Source organism: Ruegeria sp. SATB027 (assembly GCF_059613825.1).
The window spans coordinates 1-16,062 of record NZ_JBXWTH010000094.1 but is presented as its reverse complement, the minus strand read 5'-3'; the positions used below and the strand labels follow the sequence as shown (position 1 = coordinate 16,062).

Annotated in this window: 14 protein-coding genes and 2 pseudogenes; 3 read left to right on the top strand and 13 right to left on the bottom strand. The window is 56.6% G+C overall.

From position 1 onward, the window contains the following. The 12 genes from AC2FPW_RS22020 to AC2FPW_RS21965 all read right to left on the bottom strand — a co-directional run bounded on the left by AC2FPW_RS22020 (position 1) and on the right by AC2FPW_RS21965 (position 12,526). Positions 1-963 carry a cupin domain-containing protein gene (locus AC2FPW_RS22020; protein ID WP_496815405.1) on the bottom strand — a complete coding sequence of 321 codons (963 nt, stop codon included), beginning with the start codon at positions 961-963 and terminating at the stop codon, positions 1-3. 151 nt (positions 964-1,114) lie between these two features. After that, the gene (locus AC2FPW_RS22015) at positions 1,115-2,089 is read right to left on the bottom strand and encodes a nuclear transport factor 2 family protein (protein ID WP_496815404.1); all 975 of its coding nucleotides are present in this window, start codon (positions 2,087-2,089) and stop codon (positions 1,115-1,117) included. Continuing rightward, entirely contained in the window at positions 2,086-3,105 is a 1,020-nt protein-coding gene (locus tag AC2FPW_RS22010; RefSeq protein ID WP_496815402.1) for a LacI family DNA-binding transcriptional regulator, read from the bottom strand. The genes AC2FPW_RS22015 and AC2FPW_RS22010 overlap by 4 nt, the downstream gene beginning before the upstream one ends. Next, a complete protein-coding gene (locus AC2FPW_RS22005) occupies positions 3,105-3,872 on the bottom strand; it encodes an SDR family NAD(P)-dependent oxidoreductase (protein WP_496815400.1) in 768 nt (255 codons plus the stop codon). Before AC2FPW_RS22005 ends, AC2FPW_RS22010 begins: the two co-directional genes overlap by 1 nt. A gap of 1 nt (position 3,873) precedes the next feature. Next, complete coding sequence (locus tag AC2FPW_RS22000; RefSeq protein WP_496815399.1) at positions 3,874-4,923, bottom strand: ester cyclase; 1,050 nt, start codon at positions 4,921-4,923, stop codon at positions 3,874-3,876. Positions 4,924-5,005: 82 nt separating this feature from the next. After that, a complete protein-coding gene (hisD, locus tag AC2FPW_RS21995) occupies positions 5,006-6,346 on the bottom strand; it encodes a histidinol dehydrogenase (RefSeq protein WP_496815398.1) in 1,341 nt (446 codons plus the stop codon). Between the two features lie 11 nt (positions 6,347-6,357). Beyond that, positions 6,358-6,888, bottom strand: a complete 531-nt coding sequence (locus tag AC2FPW_RS21990; protein ID WP_496815397.1) for an ester cyclase — start codon at positions 6,886-6,888, stop codon at positions 6,358-6,360. A gap of 133 nt (positions 6,889-7,021) precedes the next feature. Continuing rightward, on the bottom strand, positions 7,022-8,011 hold the full coding sequence (locus tag AC2FPW_RS21985; protein WP_496815396.1) for a nuclear transport factor 2 family protein: 990 nt from the start codon (positions 8,009-8,011) through the stop codon (positions 7,022-7,024). Positions 8,012-8,189: 178 nt separating this feature from the next. Further along, complete coding sequence (locus AC2FPW_RS21980; RefSeq protein ID WP_496815395.1) at positions 8,190-9,071, bottom strand: carbohydrate ABC transporter permease; 882 nt, start codon at positions 9,069-9,071, stop codon at positions 8,190-8,192. Position 9,072: 1 nt separating this feature from the next. Next, positions 9,073-10,101: a carbohydrate ABC transporter permease gene (locus AC2FPW_RS21975; protein ID WP_496815394.1), complete on the bottom strand. Its 1,029-nt coding sequence runs from the start codon at positions 10,099-10,101 to the stop codon at positions 9,073-9,075. Between the two features lie 65 nt (positions 10,102-10,166). Next, positions 10,167-11,393 (bottom strand): ABC transporter substrate-binding protein, encoded by a 1,227-nt coding sequence (locus AC2FPW_RS21970; protein WP_480588580.1) that lies wholly within the window; start codon positions 11,391-11,393, stop codon positions 10,167-10,169. Positions 11,394-11,476: 83 nt separating this feature from the next. Continuing rightward, the gene (locus AC2FPW_RS21965) at positions 11,477-12,526 is read right to left on the bottom strand and encodes an ABC transporter ATP-binding protein (protein WP_496815393.1); all 1,050 of its coding nucleotides are present in this window, start codon (positions 12,524-12,526) and stop codon (positions 11,477-11,479) included. A gap of 161 nt (positions 12,527-12,687) precedes the next feature. Here AC2FPW_RS21965 and AC2FPW_RS21960 point away from each other — a divergent pair, with 161 nt between their 5' ends. Both AC2FPW_RS21960 and AC2FPW_RS21955 read left to right on the top strand, forming a co-directional pair. Beyond that, the gene (locus tag AC2FPW_RS21960; protein ID WP_496815392.1) at positions 12,688-13,689 is read left to right on the top strand and encodes an ester cyclase; all 1,002 of its coding nucleotides are present in this window, start codon (positions 12,688-12,690) and stop codon (positions 13,687-13,689) included. Continuing rightward, complete coding sequence (locus tag AC2FPW_RS21955; RefSeq protein WP_496815391.1) at positions 13,686-14,570, top strand: amidohydrolase family protein; 885 nt, start codon at positions 13,686-13,688, stop codon at positions 14,568-14,570. Before AC2FPW_RS21960 ends, AC2FPW_RS21955 begins: the two co-directional genes overlap by 4 nt. 248 nt (positions 14,571-14,818) lie before the next feature. Here the strand turns inward: AC2FPW_RS21955 and AC2FPW_RS21950 are convergent. Further along, positions 14,819-14,926 (bottom strand): annotated as a pseudogene (locus tag AC2FPW_RS21950) (DDE-type integrase/transposase/recombinase); the annotation flags it as partial. 404 nt (positions 14,927-15,330) lie between these two features. On the opposite strand from AC2FPW_RS21950, the pseudogene AC2FPW_RS21945 reads away from it, so the two are divergent. Next, positions 15,331-15,879: pseudogene (locus tag AC2FPW_RS21945) on the top strand (IS6 family transposase); the annotation flags it as partial. Positions 15,880-16,062 lie beyond the last annotated feature (183 nt).

Below are 16,062 nucleotides of genomic sequence, written 5' to 3'. Positions count from 1 at the left end.
TTATTCTCCTGTCCAAGTCGCTCCAGCAGGGTCGTCGGTTGCGGTGATCCGGTACAGACCCGCTTGCCCGGTCATAGACGGTTCAGCGCTGTAGCTTTCTCCGGGCAGAACCAGAGCGGTATCGCCGTTGGACAGGGTAACCTCGACCTCATTGATCTTGATGCGCCAATGGCCACTCGCCGGCATCAGAACCACGGGTTTGTCCGCCTTGACCAGTTCAGCCACAGCCGAACCGCGCGTCATAAAATCAACCTCGAAACCGGGCTTGTCTTTGATCAAGCCATTTTCACCGATCACAATCGCAGGTTTGTCCGCTGCCAGCGCCATCAGGTCCCAGTAGCGAGCGACGTATTTGCCGATCACCGCATCAACGGGAACCTCAGGGTAGGCTTTCAGCTCTTCCTCGGTCAGCAGCGGCATCGGCTGCACATTGTGTGGCAGTTCCTCACCCTTTTTGCTATCGTACAAGACGCCGTTATTGCCCAACATCAGGCCATGGGCCTGCGCATCCTGAATGACTTGCGGAGCCCAGGTCACGCCGCCACCGGCATCGTCGCCACCCAGCATCGACATGATCATCCCATAGTCCTGGCCGACATTCTCGAAGCCGCGGAAGATCCCGGTCGGGATGTTGAAGATGTCACCTTCTTCAGCGATGAACTCGCCTGCCGTGCCATAACGACCCCAGAAGAACCGCCATCGACCTTTAGCTACAAAGAACACCTCGGCGGTGGTGTGGCTGTGCAGCGAGTTGCGGCATTTCGGCGGTTGCCCCGCTGCACCGATGTTGAACCCGATCTTGTCGGTGATGTGGACGTGCTGATCCGGGCTTTCGCTGACCCCACCGCCAATGATTGTAAAGTTCTCCTTCTGGTCCGAGCCCGGCGTGTGCGCGTCGATGAACGCGGTTTTACAAGGCTTCAGTTCGCCATAACGGACGATGCGGCTTTCGATGGTACTCATATCTTTTCTCCTTTTGATTTGGGTTTGATCGGATCAAACCAAACCACCCGGCGGACGATTGTTCAGTCGCCGGGCGCGCAGGCTGGCGCGATGGGCGTGGTACCGCCGCAACGCCTGCCCGGCATCCAGATTTGAGATACGGTGCGACATTCTAGAGATCGCCGGTTTTCAGTAGAATCTGTTTCCAGATCGAGGTTTCGTCAAACAAGGTGTATTCCTTGCGCAGACCCCATGGACCGAACTCGGCCTGGCTGATGCCCAGCACAAAGACTTCGGCCCCTGTGGGCACGCCGAACACGCCCCAGCCGTCATGCGTGCCATGCAAAGACCAGCGGATCGCGGCGCGCGGCGGCATCATCGGGTCGTCACGGCCGATCTGGTGGTGGACATTGAATTCGGCACGTGGGAACGCCGCACGCAAGCCCATCCAGAACCGATCAACCGGCCCCCAACTGTGGCCGGTCGTGCCGCCGGGATATTCTGACAGAACAGCGCGGTCGTATTCAGCCTCAATCACCTTCATATCGGCATTCATGATCCGGGTCAGGATATCCGCGTATTTCTGGCCCCATTCATTGTCATTGCCACGGCCTTTATAGGGGCCGGGCTGATCGTTCGCCGGTGTGAAAGGTTGCACGCAGGCGTCAGCCCCACCCTCGCGCACGATCAGATCGCGGGCGTATTCCTTGGGCTCCAAGCCCATCTGCTGCACGATCGCGCTCTGGTCGCGGATCAGCCACTCATCGTTGATCTGGTTGTTGATGGCGTGGCAGTCGGCCAAAATGCGGTAGACCAGTTTCTTGCCGGTCGCCTTGCCATACACACCGTCACCCAGATGAGTCGCGGTGGACAAAAGGCGATGCGACGACAGCATGCCCTCTTCCGGCGTTCCCGACCAGATCACATCCTCACCCAACAGCGTTCGATCAGGGAATTCTGCCAGAGTCGCCATAGTGGCAGCAATGACATTCTGGTTTCCGACAACCACCGACCCAGGTGAACGCACGACGATGTCCGGGGCGTAATAGTCGTGCAGCGTGGCAATGCCGCGATCTTCCCAGATCTCCTTGGTAATCCCGATTATGTAGTCGGGGAAATCTTTGAACTTGGGATCAAATCCCTTCATGTCTTCCATCCTTCAGGTATGCGGGCGGAGCCGCGTACAATTAGCGGTCCGTCAATCTCGACCCGACGTGGGCCGGCATCGGGGTCCTCGATCTTGCCGAGCAGAATATCGACAGTTTCGGTGACCATGCGATTGGCGGGCTGTCGAATGGTGGTCAGGTTGTAGGCTGGCCATGAGGCGACAGTGACATCGTCATACCCGATGACCGAAACGTCGCCCGGAACATTCAGCCCCAATTCGAACCGCAGCGTGTCCATCACGGATACAGCCATGTGATCGTTGGCGACAAACACCGCATCAGGCGGATCGGTTTCGAACATCCGCAGCGTGGCTTGCCGGGCTTCTTCCGTCGAAAAGTTTCCTACTTCGCGGGCGTGCAGCGTAACCCCGGCTTTCTGCAAGGTCGCAACAAACCCTGTTTCGCGGTCACGCTGGGTCGAAGCTCCTTCCCACCCGGCGATATATCCGATCTTTTGGTGCCCAGCTGCCAACAGGAACTCGGCAGCCTTTCGACCACCGGCAACGTTGTCAGATGTAACTGACGACATCGCCGTGTCGTCTTGTGCCCGATTGAACAACACCATCGGTATACCGGCCGTTCGGCAGCGGTCGGACAAATCCGAGGACAAGGCCACCGAAGCGGCGATGATCCCTTCGACCTGAAAGTCGAGTATTTCTTCGACCACATTGTCGATGTTTCCAGACTCATGCGAGGCCATGAATATCAGCACGTGGTATCCACGTTCCTGCAATGTGTTTGTCAGCTTTTCCAGTGCCTCGGGATAGAACTGGTTGTTCAGATAGGCCACGACAAGCCCGATGATCCGGCTTTTCCCGGACACTACAGCGCGGGCCAAAACGTTCGGGCGGTAGCCCAGTTCTTTGGCCGCCTTGCGCACCTTTTCAACGGTATTTTTTGACGCGGACGCGCCGGGGGTGAACACACGGCTGACCGCAGATTGGCTGACCCCGGCGAGACGGGCAACTTCCAGTGATGTAACTTTTTGTGTCGCCATCAGTCTGCCGTCCAACCTCCGTCAACCATCAATGCCGTGCCCGTCACCAGCGACGATGCATCCGAGGCCAGATAAACCACCGCCCCCATTATGTCCTCAATCTCTCCGGGGCGACCCAGTTTTATCTTGTCCAGAATCCAGGCCCGCTTGTCCGGGTCGTCGAAAGTCGACTTTGTCAGATCCGTCAGAATGAAGGTGGGGCAAATCGTGTTAACCCGGATCTTTGACGGTCCGAACTCAAGCGCCATCGCCTTGGTGAAGCCTTCGACCGCGAATTTCGACGCACAATAAACCGCGCGTTCGCGACCACCAACATGGCCCATCTGGCTAGAGATATTGATCAGCGAACCGGGACGGCCAGCGTCGAGTAGGCCTTTGGCAACAGCCTGGGTCAGGAAATAAGCCCCTTTGACATTGACGCTTATCACCGCATCGAAATCTTCCGGCTGTGTTTCCACGGCCTTGCTGTGTCGGGCAAGCCCGGCTGAGTTCAGCAGAATATCGAACGGCCCATTTTGCGCCATGGCTTCAGCGGTTGCCGCCACGTCCGAAACATCCAGTTCCAGAACCCTGGCAGACCATCCCTGCGCAGACATATCTTTTGCAATATCCTGAAGTGCACCAGCACGGCGCGCCGCCAAAGTGACCTCAGCATCATGTTCCGCCAGCGCCACAGCGCAGGCCATGCCTATGCCCGACGAGGCTCCGGCGACCAAAGCTCGCTTGCCGCTCAGGTCGAAACTGGGGGTGCTGGGAAAATGTGGCATATCAGACCTCGCCGACCGGGAATGGGATGGAGCCCGGTACACGTGCCTTATTGAACTCACGCAGTCGGGCAAAAACATCTACGCCCAATTGCCGATACGCGTCCAGCAGATCGACCAACACCCAATTCTCGCGGATCAGCCCACCTTCCAGACGCCAGAAATCAAGTGACTTCAAAGTGATCCGTTTGCCCGAAGGCGCAATCCCCATCCAGCCGTCATGGGTGACGGTCTGGATCATGTTCGGCCAGCCGGTCACAGCGGCGTAGTCGCCATCACCAAAAAAGTGAAAGGTGATCTCATCAGCTTGCTGGCCGCGATCGGGCATTCCGTTGAGGAAGGGAATCTGGTGCCAGTTGCGGAACCCCGCGATACCGCGCGCTGTCCCGATCCCTGCAGGGCCATACCAGTTCATGCGCGGATGCCAGAACCGCTCCATCTCCATCACTACGGGCCCACCCTGGCTGGGGTGTTTCTCAAGATGTTTCAGCATGTCGACGATATGATTGCACGAGGCCAGAGATTTCACCTCATCCCACGGTCCGGACACAACGCCATCCAGAGTCGCCGGGCCGGGAATGCAGAACTCCAGCCCCAGAGACGGGGCCATTGGCCAGGCATTCGCCTGCATCATGACTTCGGGAATGTCCCAGAGTGTCTGGATCTCGACAACCTTGCCTTTTTCGAAACGGTAGAATTCGTGGAACCGCATATGGGTCAGATGCCCCGTCGGCGGGATGTCCAGCCAGGGCGCGACGAAGGTGCCGAAGTAGTGGCCGCCGCAGCCAACCCAGTCGTTACCCTGTTCTGTCCGACCACCCATGACAATCCAGTCGCGACGCTCAAGATCGGGCATGGATTTCAGAAGCGGCGCAAAACAGTTGTCATAGAGTTCCTGCGGGCCGGTCAGATCTCCGAATGGATACAACATGTGGATGGCGGCATCGGGCGCGATCACCGACTCCAGCGCCGCTCGTACCCCGGCTTCGTCGAATTTATTCATGGCCTCGCGCAGGGGCGCGATCAGGGCCTTGTGGGTAGAGTGAGTATCCATTGCGAAATCTCGCATTATTTTAACTTCTTATCCAAAAATTCTGTAGGGCCCCGGTCGAATCCCTGCGCAAGATTCGCCACGCTTACGAAGTCGCATCAGCCGTCCCGCGATATAGTGCGCCTTCACCATAGGGCACGTTGATGCCCCCATAACGCCGGACACGGATGTTGCATTGTTCGGCATGGCCGACAAAGCCTTCCAGCATACACAGACGTGAGCCGTATTCGCCGATCATCGCCGCTGCCTCATCAGTGACGACTTTCTGATAGCTATGGGTTTTCATGAACTTGCCGACCCAGAGCCCGCCGGTATAGCGCCCGGCCTTTTTGGTCGGCAGTGTATGATTGGTTCCGATCACCTTGTCGCCGTTGGCCACGTTGGTGCGCGGACCAAGGAACAGCGCGCCATAACAGGTCATGTTTTCCAGGAACCAGTCGTCGCGGTCTGTCATGACCTGAACGTGCTCAGACGCGATGTCATCGGCCACTTGAAGCATTTCGTCATAGGTGTCGCAGACGATGACCTCGCCGTATTCCTCCCAACTAACCTTGGCAGTGCCAGCAGTGGGGAGAATACCCAAGATACGGTCGATCTCGCTCAGTGTCTCTTCGGCCAGTTTGCGCGAGTTGGTGACCAGAACGCAGGGGCTGTTATAGCCATGCTCGGCCTGTCCCAGCAAATCGGTCGCACAAAGCTCGGCGTCCGCAGCAGTTTCATCGGCGATGACCATCGTCTCGGTCGGACCCGCGAACAGGTCGATGCCCACCCGGCCAAACAGCTGGCGCTTGGCTTCGGCCACAAAGGCGTTGCCGGGGCCAACCAGCATGTGAACCGGATCGATGGTCTCGGTCCCGATCGCCATGGCACCGATGGCCTGGATCCCGCCCATGACATAGATCTCGTGCGCGCCACCCAGATGCATGGCCGCAATCACGGCAGCGTTCGGTTTGCCCTGAAACGGCGGGGTACATGCGATGATGCGGGGCACGCCAGCGACCTTTGCGGTTGCGACCGACATATGCGCCGAAGCCACCATCGGGAACTTGCCGCCCGGCACGTAGCAGCCAACCGACTGTACCGGAATGTTCTTGTGACCAAGGATCACTCCTGGCATCGTTTCAACTTCGATATCCAGCATCGAGTCGCGCTGCGCCTGCGCGAAGTTCATCACCTGCTTCTGTGCGAATTTGATATCGGCCAGCTCGTGTTCGGTCAGCGACGCGATCAGGTCGTCGATCTGCTGTTGGCTCAGGCGGAACCTCTCAGGCGAATAGTTGTCGAATTTCTCCGACAACTCGCGCACTGCCGCATCACCACGGGTTTCGATGTCTTTCAGCGTCGCTTCAACGACAGCGCGGGTTTTGGCGTCGTCTTCAGCCCTGTCAGCCTCGGGTTTGCCGCGTTTGAGATATTCGATAGCCATTGTCCTGATCCTCAGTTGTCGGGCCGGGGCGGTGCTTTCTCTCCCCGGTCGAATGTTTCCCAGCCCTGGCCGTTGAACAGATCAACGCCAAGCTGAGCAGCAACATGGGCGAAATCGACATTCACCCAATTGTCGACGATCTTGCCGTCGACGACTTTCCAGAAATCCATGTAGCGAATTTCAACCCTCTTCCCGGTTGGCGCGATCCCCAGAAACTCGCCCGAATGAGTGGCCTCCTGCCGACCAAACGCCGCGGCCCATTCGCCCATATAGAGGCGCGCCTCATCAATGCAGGTCTTGTCCGAGAACGCGGCCTGGAACGGGCGCTGCCAATTGTCCTGAAATTCCTGCAAGCCGGTCTTGGTGCCGCAGCCCTGATTGCCCATCCAGCGGAATCCCTCGGCGAAGAATTCGCCGATGTCGGCAATGCGGTGGTCATTGAGCCCGTCGACCATGGTCTCGATCACGGCGCGGGTTTCTTCGGTCTTGCTCATGTCCGTGTCTCTGGTCAGCACGGCCTGTTCGGGGCGGGAACCTTTCATGGGTTCGGTCCTTTGTTCGGGTTGCCAAGGGAAGTTCTGTGCAGGCGGGAGGATCATCCGGCGATCAGAAAATCCCTTGGCATCCGGTTGAGCGCCGGGTGGCGCGCAACAGCGTTATGTCTGGCGGAACAGCTCATGCGGCCTGTTCAGAGATTTCGGCGAATAGATCGTATCCAAGCTGAAGCAGCAGATGCGGGACATCCACGAACACCCAGTTTTCCACCAGCAGGTCACCTTCGCGCCGCCACCAGTCGCAGACGCGCATAAAGACGCGTTTGCCGGTTGCGGGCTGGTCGAGGAATGATTTCACCTGGACGCCAGTCAATGAGGGCCAGCCACCCGAGCATACGTAGTTGCCTTCGCCGTATCGGGTGAAATGTGCAGTCATGCCGTTGCCCGCACTACCTCCGGACCAGCCTTGGAAGGTGGACTCGAATGGTACCTGGAAGCTGGCAAAACTCTCGAGCCCGACGAAAGAACCGAAGGCGCCCGGGCCATACCAGACCATGTTGTCATGCCAGTAGGGGCGCCAAGCCTCGTTCTCGGTGGCAAGTCCGGCCAGCATTTCTGTGACCATATGATAGCTCTTGGCGCTCTCGGCAGGGTCTTGAGGGGTGGTCAAAATGCCATCATGGCTGGCCGGACCCTGAATCAAGCCGGTGAAGCCACGGGTCTTGCCCGGGCTGGCGGTGATTGGCCATTGCCCTGCGGCCATCATCAGCTCGGGGATGTCGAGGAAGATATAGCTCTCTACCGCCTTGCCGTCCTGCATGCGGTGGAACTCGCCGAAGCGCAGATAGGCAAGCTCGCCTGTGGCCCGGATGCCAAGCCAATCGCGCGAGAATCGGCCAACGAAATAGCCGGTAGCGCTGATCCAGCCCTGTCCGTTAAATTCGCCGGCCATGACAATGTCATCGCGACGAAACAGCCCGTCGAAGGCATTGGCAAGTGGGGCGATGACGTGATCGTGCAGCGCGAGGCCGCCCGCGACCTCGTTGAAGGGATGCACCACGTTGACGTGTGCACCGGCGGCGAAGAAGGCGTCAAAGGCCGGCCGAAAGTTGCCAGGATGACGTTGTGCGTTGGTGAATTTCAGAAAGGGTGCACGGTCGAGGATTTCCATTGTCTCTGTCTCTATGGGGTCTGTTCGGGGCGTCTGCGGAGAAGCGCCCCGCAAGGTCCCGCACGCATCAAAGCAAATGGAATTCGTCCCGGCCGCCGGGCCCGGCACGCAGCCAAGTTCAGGCTGGCCGCGCGCGCATGGGCAGATACGGACTGAGGATGCGCACGTCCCATTCGTGTCAGCCTTTCACAGCCCCGGCGGTCAGGCCGCCCACAATCTGACGCTGGAAGAACATCACCAGAATGAACAGTGGAACGGTGGCCGAAACCACGGCTGCAACGGCAAACATCACGTTGCCTTCGGTCTGTGTTGTACCGAGGAATGCGGCAATAGCGGGCACCATGGTTCGGTTGCTTTCGGACAGCAGCATCGCGCCCACGGCAAAGTCATTATAGGCCAGCAGGAATGAGAACAGCCCGGTGGTGATCACACCCGGCCACATCACCGGAATGATCACCCGACGGAAGGCCTGGAACTGGTTGCACCCGTCGACCTTGGCGCTTTCGTCCAACTCGCTTGGGATGTTCTTGAAAAAGGAATGGAGCATCCACAATGTGAATGGCTGATTGATCGCCACAAGAACGATGATCGTGGTCGGAAGAATCCCCCAGACATTCCATTCAAAGAAGGGCAGCAGATAACCTGAGACCAGAGTGATTGGCGGCATTGCGCGGAAAATCAATGCGGTGATCAAAAGCCAAAACGTGTAGTTGTAAGTTGACCGCGACAGGGCATAGCCCCCCAGCGTCCCGATGGTCAGTGAGATGGTAACAACAAAGAAACAGACGATCCCTGTGTTCAGAACATTGCGCCAGAACTCTTCCTGTATCCACGCGCCCTCATAACCGGTGGTTGTAAATGCTGAGCCATAGACGGCCTGCGTCCGCGCCCCGGTAAGGGCGTTGGTCCAGTCAGCAATTGAAAAGAAATCAAGCTCTACCTTGAACGAACCCCATACCGTCCAGAAGAACGGGAAGGCGGCAAGGATGAACCAAAAGAGCACGAACAGGGACGAAGCGATCCGAAGGCCTCTGGGCATTCTTTGTGCGCGGCTTGCCATATTATCTTGCTCCTTTGAAATCGCGCCAGGTGCGGACAAGCACGGGCGACAGAAGAATGGCGACCCCGATTATCGTGATCACAGAGGTGGCGGCCGCTGAAGACAGTTGCCGGGTCTCGCCGCCGAGGTCGTAGAAGATAAACGTGCTGAGCGATTGCGCATGTGCCTGTGCGCTGAACCCGATTATCGGTTCGAACACCTTGAAATTGTCCATCAACTGGATCAGCCCAACAAATGTGACCAGTGGCATGAGATGGGGAACAACCACGAATTTAACTTGTTGCCAGCGCGTGGCCCCGTCGATCTGAGCGGCCTCTATCTGGTCTTGGGGCAACGTTTGCAGTCCGGCATAGAACACGACAAAGGCAAAAGGAGCGGCGTGCCATACACCATAAACCATCAGTGCCACCCACATCAGTCCTGTTGAGGCCTTCAGGCTGAAATTCGGATCTCCGGCCAAGTATACCAGGGCGTTGCCAATGACGCCGCGACTGTCAATCATCCAAAACAGGATGAGCGAACCGATCAGCGGGGTCACGATCATGGGCAGAAGAGAGAAAAAGATCATCAGACCTTTGAGTTGCCTGTGCAGGGAGTTGACCGCCAGCGCAATCACCAACCCCAAAACAATTGTGAGCGGTGTCACGACGGCCACGAAGGTCAGCGTAAATGCCATCGCCCGGTAGAAGGGCAGATTGCCAAGCTCGGTGAAAAAGCTGCCCCATGTTTCATTCGCGGCCCAGATTTGACCAATTTCCTGAATCGCCAGATGGCCTCGGTTAAAGTAAATGTCCAATCCCACAAACCGGCCCAGAGGTTTCTCGGCGCGAAGTGCTGCAGTGGCCTCTTGATCAACAGTGGTCTCAGTTGTGCATCCGATAAGCGGGGTGCAGTTTTCGACCTCTAACAGAACGGCCGGGTGGGGCGCGAAGATCGATTGAGTCACCACCGAGACAATTGGCATTGCAATGAACAGCAGCATCGCGAGTCCTGTGGGCAGGAAGAACCAAAGGAATGTCTTATGGCGCATGTTGCAATCCTCGCGTGAGTAGGATTGCGCGGGTGGGTATCAAAGGCACCCGCGCAATGGGCTTCTTATTGCAGATAGCCTTGCTCGATGGCGGCGGCACGATAGGCAGCCTCGACATCTGCAAGTGCTTGTTCAGCGCTTTCCTTGCCCTGCATGAAATCAGCAAGTTCGTTGCCAAGTGCGCTGTGCATGAGCCCCATGTAGGGTAGCATCGGATAGGGTGGTGTGCCCATTTTGGCCGCAGCAAACACACCCTCGGCATCTTTTCCGGGCTGGTAGCCTTCAATCAGCCAGACCGCCAGTGGTGTGGTTTCATCGTTCAGCATGTCAGGACGGATGCCATGTTTCATTGCGATGAAGGTGGCCTCGGCCTCTTCATCTGAGATGTTCTTTCCGACAGTCCAACCGTCCCACCACAGGGTCGTTGCAGGGATATCTCCGCCACCAACTGTAAGCGGCGCGCCAATCGCATGGCCGTCGATTACCTCCTGCAACACACCTTCGGTGGTGGTTTGCTGCGAAGCGCGCGAGCCCCACATATTCATAATTGCAACGTTGCCAGCACGGTATTCGGCATTGGTGGCATTGGAGTCATGAGTCAGGAAGTCGGGATTCATGTATTCCGACAAAGCCTTCATCATATTCAGGGCGTTGACACCAGCCTCAGAATTCACGTTGGGTTCGGCCGTACCGGGTTTAAAATGGCTGCCGCCATAACCAAGGAACATATTGTTGAATTCCTGCGCCAGGTTCCAACCCGATGCATAGGCTCCACCAACCGGGTTTTGCATGATGCCCTGCGTACGAATGGCCTCGGCCACCTCGAGCATTTCCTCATAGGTAGTCGGGACTTCCACACCGGCTTGCTCAAGGATGTCCTTGCGGTACATCAGATGCTGCGCGTTCGCCATGAAGGCGATAGCCATGATGTTGTCGCCAATCTTGATCAGCTGCCCAGGCTGCAGGTCCTGACCATACTTTTCCACCAGGTCATTGAGCGGACGAATAACGTCTTCGTTCATCAGTGCCACAACCGAACTATTGGCGATGATTGCGGTCGTGTATTCCGACGGATTGCCCGACAGGCCAGCCACGTTGATGGTCTGGTGCTCGGATGTCAGGTTGGATTCTACCGACGCCCCGGTGCATTCCTTCGCTCCGGCTGCGACGGCCTGAATGGCCGCAAATTCATTGCCGACTATGTTGACACGTGCGCCGATTTCGCAGGCGTATCCCGCGCTTGCGGCAAAGGCGGCTACAGAGCCGACCAGTGCAATATTCTTCAGAAACATCAATATTCCTCCCTAGATGGATGGGTGCATCTTCGAAGTCTGCACCCTGCTTACCCCGTCCCAACGGGTGTCGTTTGCGGTTCTCAGCCCTCCAGGCGAGCCCCGGTTTTCGCATCAAACAGATGGCAGTGATCGGTATGGATATGAATCGAGACCTGATCGTCGATTTCGGCCCGATAGGTTTTGTTGGCCTTGACCGAGACCAGCGCACCACCGATCCGAACCGAAACCATGGTGCTGTCGCCCAACAGCTCTTGCGTATAGATCGGCGCGTTGATCTCGCCGCCACTTTCCACAACATTTGCGTCCTCGGCGCGAAACCCCAGCGTGATAGGACCGTCCGGCGCGTTCAACCCGTGCACCTCTGTGCTTTGGGCGCGGAACACGCCACCCTGAACCTCGCCATCGACAAGGTTCATTGCCGGGTTGCCGATGAAGCTGGCCACAAATGTATTTGCAGGTTCATCGTAAATATCGGTTGGGGAGCCAACCTGCTGAACCACACCTTGTTTCATGATCACCACCCGATCAGCCAAGGTCATTGCCTCGATCTGGTCGTGGGTCACATAGATCGTGGTGACCGCCAATTCGTGGCTCAGGTTCTTGATCTGCGCGCGGGTGGAAACGCGCAGTTTTGCGTCAAGGTTGGATAGTGGCTCGTCCATCAGAAACACGTTCGGCTCGCGCACAATGGCACGAGCCAGGGCAACCCTCTGACGCTGACCGCCAGACAGTTCCGCCGGTTTGCGGTGCAGGAAGTCATCCAGCTCGACCATCGCCGAAGCGCGCCGCACTTTTTCGTCATGGGTAGCAGGGTCAATACCGCGAACTTTCAGCGGGAAGCGAATGTTCTCATATACATTCATATTCGGATAGAGCGCGTATGACTGGAACACCATCGCGACATCGCGGTCTTTGGGCTCCATGTCATTTACTCGGGCACCATCGATCAGGATATCGCCCTCAGACGCGTCCTCGAGACCAGCAATCATGCGCATTGTCGTGGTCTTTCCGCAACCTGACGGCCCAAGAAGTACCAGAAATTCCTTGTCGGCTATTGTCAGGTCAAAATTGTCAACTCCAACAAACGATCCCCAACGCTTTCCAACATTGCGAAGTTGAATTTCGGCCATTCTGTCCTCCCTGCTGCACGCATCGTGCATACGCTTGCAAAGACCATAGACAACAAAAGAAACATCTGGCAAGCTTTTTTTGCATGCGTGTGCAAACGTCGACTTCATCTTCTTCTCAATTCGCCCCATGACAGCGACTAAAGAACTGAAAGAAAGTAATAATGTCCTATGAAATCCAAAAAACGATCATCTTGGATTACTACTCGGCGCTCAGCAGCGTAAAAGAATCGGATATCGCCAACACGTTGTCTGAGTTCTGCGCAGAAGACTACCTATGGCGCGGTTTCCACCCGTTTGATGAGCTTCGGGGCACCCATGACGTAGCGCAGGCATTCTGGCGTCCCCTGAAACAAAGCCTAGGGAATATGCAACGCCGGATGGACGTGTTCATGGCCGGAAAAAACGAGATGGACGGATTCACCTCAGTTTGGGTTGTTTCAATGGGGCACCTGATGGGCCTGTTTGACAATGCCTGGCTGGGCATCGCCCCCACAGGCAAGATGGCGTTTTTGCGCTATTGTGAGTTCAACAGGATCGAGAATGGCAAGATCGCCGAGACGGCGATGTATTTCGACATCCCGCATTTCATGATGCAAGTCGGGTTACAGCCCTTCCCGCCCCAAACCGCAGCCCACCTGGTGCAACCTGGACCGATGACGCATGACGGGTTGATGTTCAACCCGCTGCCTGCCGAAGAAGGCGAAAAAACTCTCGGCACGATCAATGCCATGATTTCCGATCTCGGCCAATGGAAAAGCGGCCTGAGCCTTGAGGAAGAATTGCGCCAGACATGGAGCGAAGACATGATCTGGTGGGGGCCCGCTGGGATCGGCGCGACCTATACGATTGAGCGTTATGCAAAGCAGCACTCAGGCCCTTTCCGCGCATCCTTAACGGACCGCTCGAAGACCAAGCACATTTGCCGCTTGGCTGAGGGTCACTATGGCGGTTTTTTCGGCTGGCCGAATTTTACGGCGCGGCCCACCGGCGGGTTCATGGGTATGCCCGCCACCGACAAGGCCGGTGAATTCCGCGTGATCGACATATATCGTCGCGCGGGTGACAAGCTGGCCGAGAACTGGGTTTTCATCGATCTGCTGCATTTCTGGAAACAACAGGGTGTCGATATATTGGGGCGTATGGCGAAAGTACCGCGAACATGACCGGCTGGATCGACGCCCATCACCACCTTTGGGACCTTGAGGCCGTAAACTACCCCTGGCTGATGGCGCGCGGGGTGGAAAGGTTCTTTGGCGACCCGACGCCGATTCAACGGAATTACCTGCTGCGCGAGTTCCGGTCCGAAGCCGCGCCCTGCGGAGTCGGTGCCTCGATCCACATCCAGGTGGGAGCCAAAAACGGTCTGGACGAAGCCCGGTGGGTTCAAGCTGTCGCCGATACCAATCCAGACTGGCCATTGGCGCAGGTTGTGTTCTGTGACCTGACCTCGGCTGACCTACCCGCCCAACTTGATACGTTTCAGACCCTTCCAACCGTGCGTGGCGTGCGCCAGATCGTCGGGCGCGCACCCGGAGAGGACGCGCAGACGGGCACAAATTCTCTGCTGGATGATCCGCGATTTCTGGTCGGACTGAAGGAGGCTGGACGGCGTGACCTCAGCTTTGATCTGCAGCTCATTCCCGAATTAATCGGAAAAACCACCCGGGTTCTCGCGCAAGCCTCAAACACACGAGTTGCCCTATGCCATGCCGGATCACCATATGACCGCACCCCGGCGGGCCTGAAAAGCTGGGCTCAAAGGCTGCGCGCGCTGTCTGATCTGCCGCATGTCTCATGCAAACTCTCAGGTCTGGGCATGTTCGATCACAGCTGGACACCTGACAGAATTCGCCCGATCGTGGAGATTTGTCTTGAACAATTCGGACCCAAGAGGGTCATGTTTGGCTCAAACTTCCCGGTCGACAAGCTCTATGGCGATTATGCATCGCTGGTACTGGCTTACCGTGATTTGGTACCGGCTGAAGCACAATCGGCGGTTTTCAGAGAAACCGCCGTACACTTCTATGATCTCGAGGTGCCCTGAGAAAATATTGTCCTTTCAAATCAATGTGAAACCTGATTGGATCGACCAGAACGGCAACAAATAACAACACCTGCACTCAAGTTGGTAATGTTTATGAATGTCACTCGGGGGAACTAACCGGATGTGTCGCAAACTTTCGGGGCGGTCGGAGTTAACGTCTTACTGGGCGCAGCTATCCTGCGATCTCGGCAAATAGTCGAAAACCAGACGTCGTAGTGCTGGCGAATAGCCACTTCCGGATCGTTGGCGACCTCGATGCCATCCAAAGTAGCCGAGGCGGATCTGAGCGATTTGAACCCACACATGCGCTGGATGCGACGCTTGATGAACCTGTGATCCTGTTCGATCATGTTGTTATCCGGCATGAATGAGCGTGACGCTCCAATCGGAGGTTCTGAAGGCTTCGATGTGGATGACCGTGTTGCACAAATGCGACCCGAGCAGTTTTCGTGCAACACGGTCCACCTGATGCCATCCACTCATACGCCATACATATCTGAGCAGCGACGACGCTGGGGTATTGTCCCCAGTCCGCCGAATTTTCAAGGGTTTTGGAAAAATCGTCATGAGGGACCCGTCGTTCCGTTGCCAAAATGTAATTGTCACCTAAGGCAGTCCGGTCACGCGCGCACCCAAACACTGCCAATGGTCAAAGAGTTCAACTGGACCGTACCAGGGATCTGTTGCAAACTTTTGGCTGTTGACGAAGCCAGATTCTGCGGATGAATGACATTCGATAAAATCAGTCGAAAGTCAGTTCATGATTTCCTTCAAAGGCGCACAATATCCGAAGGATGTGATCCTGTTCGCGGTGTTTTTCTATGTCCGATACGGTGTGTCCTACCGGGATTTAGAAGAAATCATGGCCGAGCGCGGTGTTTCAGTGGACCACACCACGCTAAACCGATGGGTAACACGGTATTCTCCTGCAATCGCTGAGGCAGCGCGTCGCCGCAAAGAGCCATGTGACCGTTCGTGGAGAATGGACGAAACTTACATCCGAGTGAAAGGGAACTGGGTTTATCTCTACCGAGCTGTCGATAAGAGCGGCAAGACGCTTGATTTCATGCTGTCCCGGCGCCGCAACAAATCTGCTGCCACTAAATTCTTTGCCCGAATGCTGGAAGCCAATGGCTTTCCTCGAAAGATTGTCATCGACAAAAGCGGAGCTAACACCGCAGGCATCAAGGCCATCAACAAAATGCTCAAAGGTTTTGGCTGTCCGATCTCGATTGAGATGGTCAGGCGGAAATACTTGACGGATGTATTTGACAAGAGCTTTTTCAGGTTCCGTGCGTCTATTTTTGGGTGATCTACCGAGGTGAGACTGGCTTGGCCATCGGGGATTTCTGTTTCCACTTGGCCACGAAACGGCGGTAAACGTCTTCGGCGTGACCGACAGCTTCTCTCTCCCGATCGCGCACTGATTTGAGGCTGTAGTCGGCAGCTGAGCCTTTCTTTCTTCCACCTCGGTTAGAGGGGTAGCCAGCCG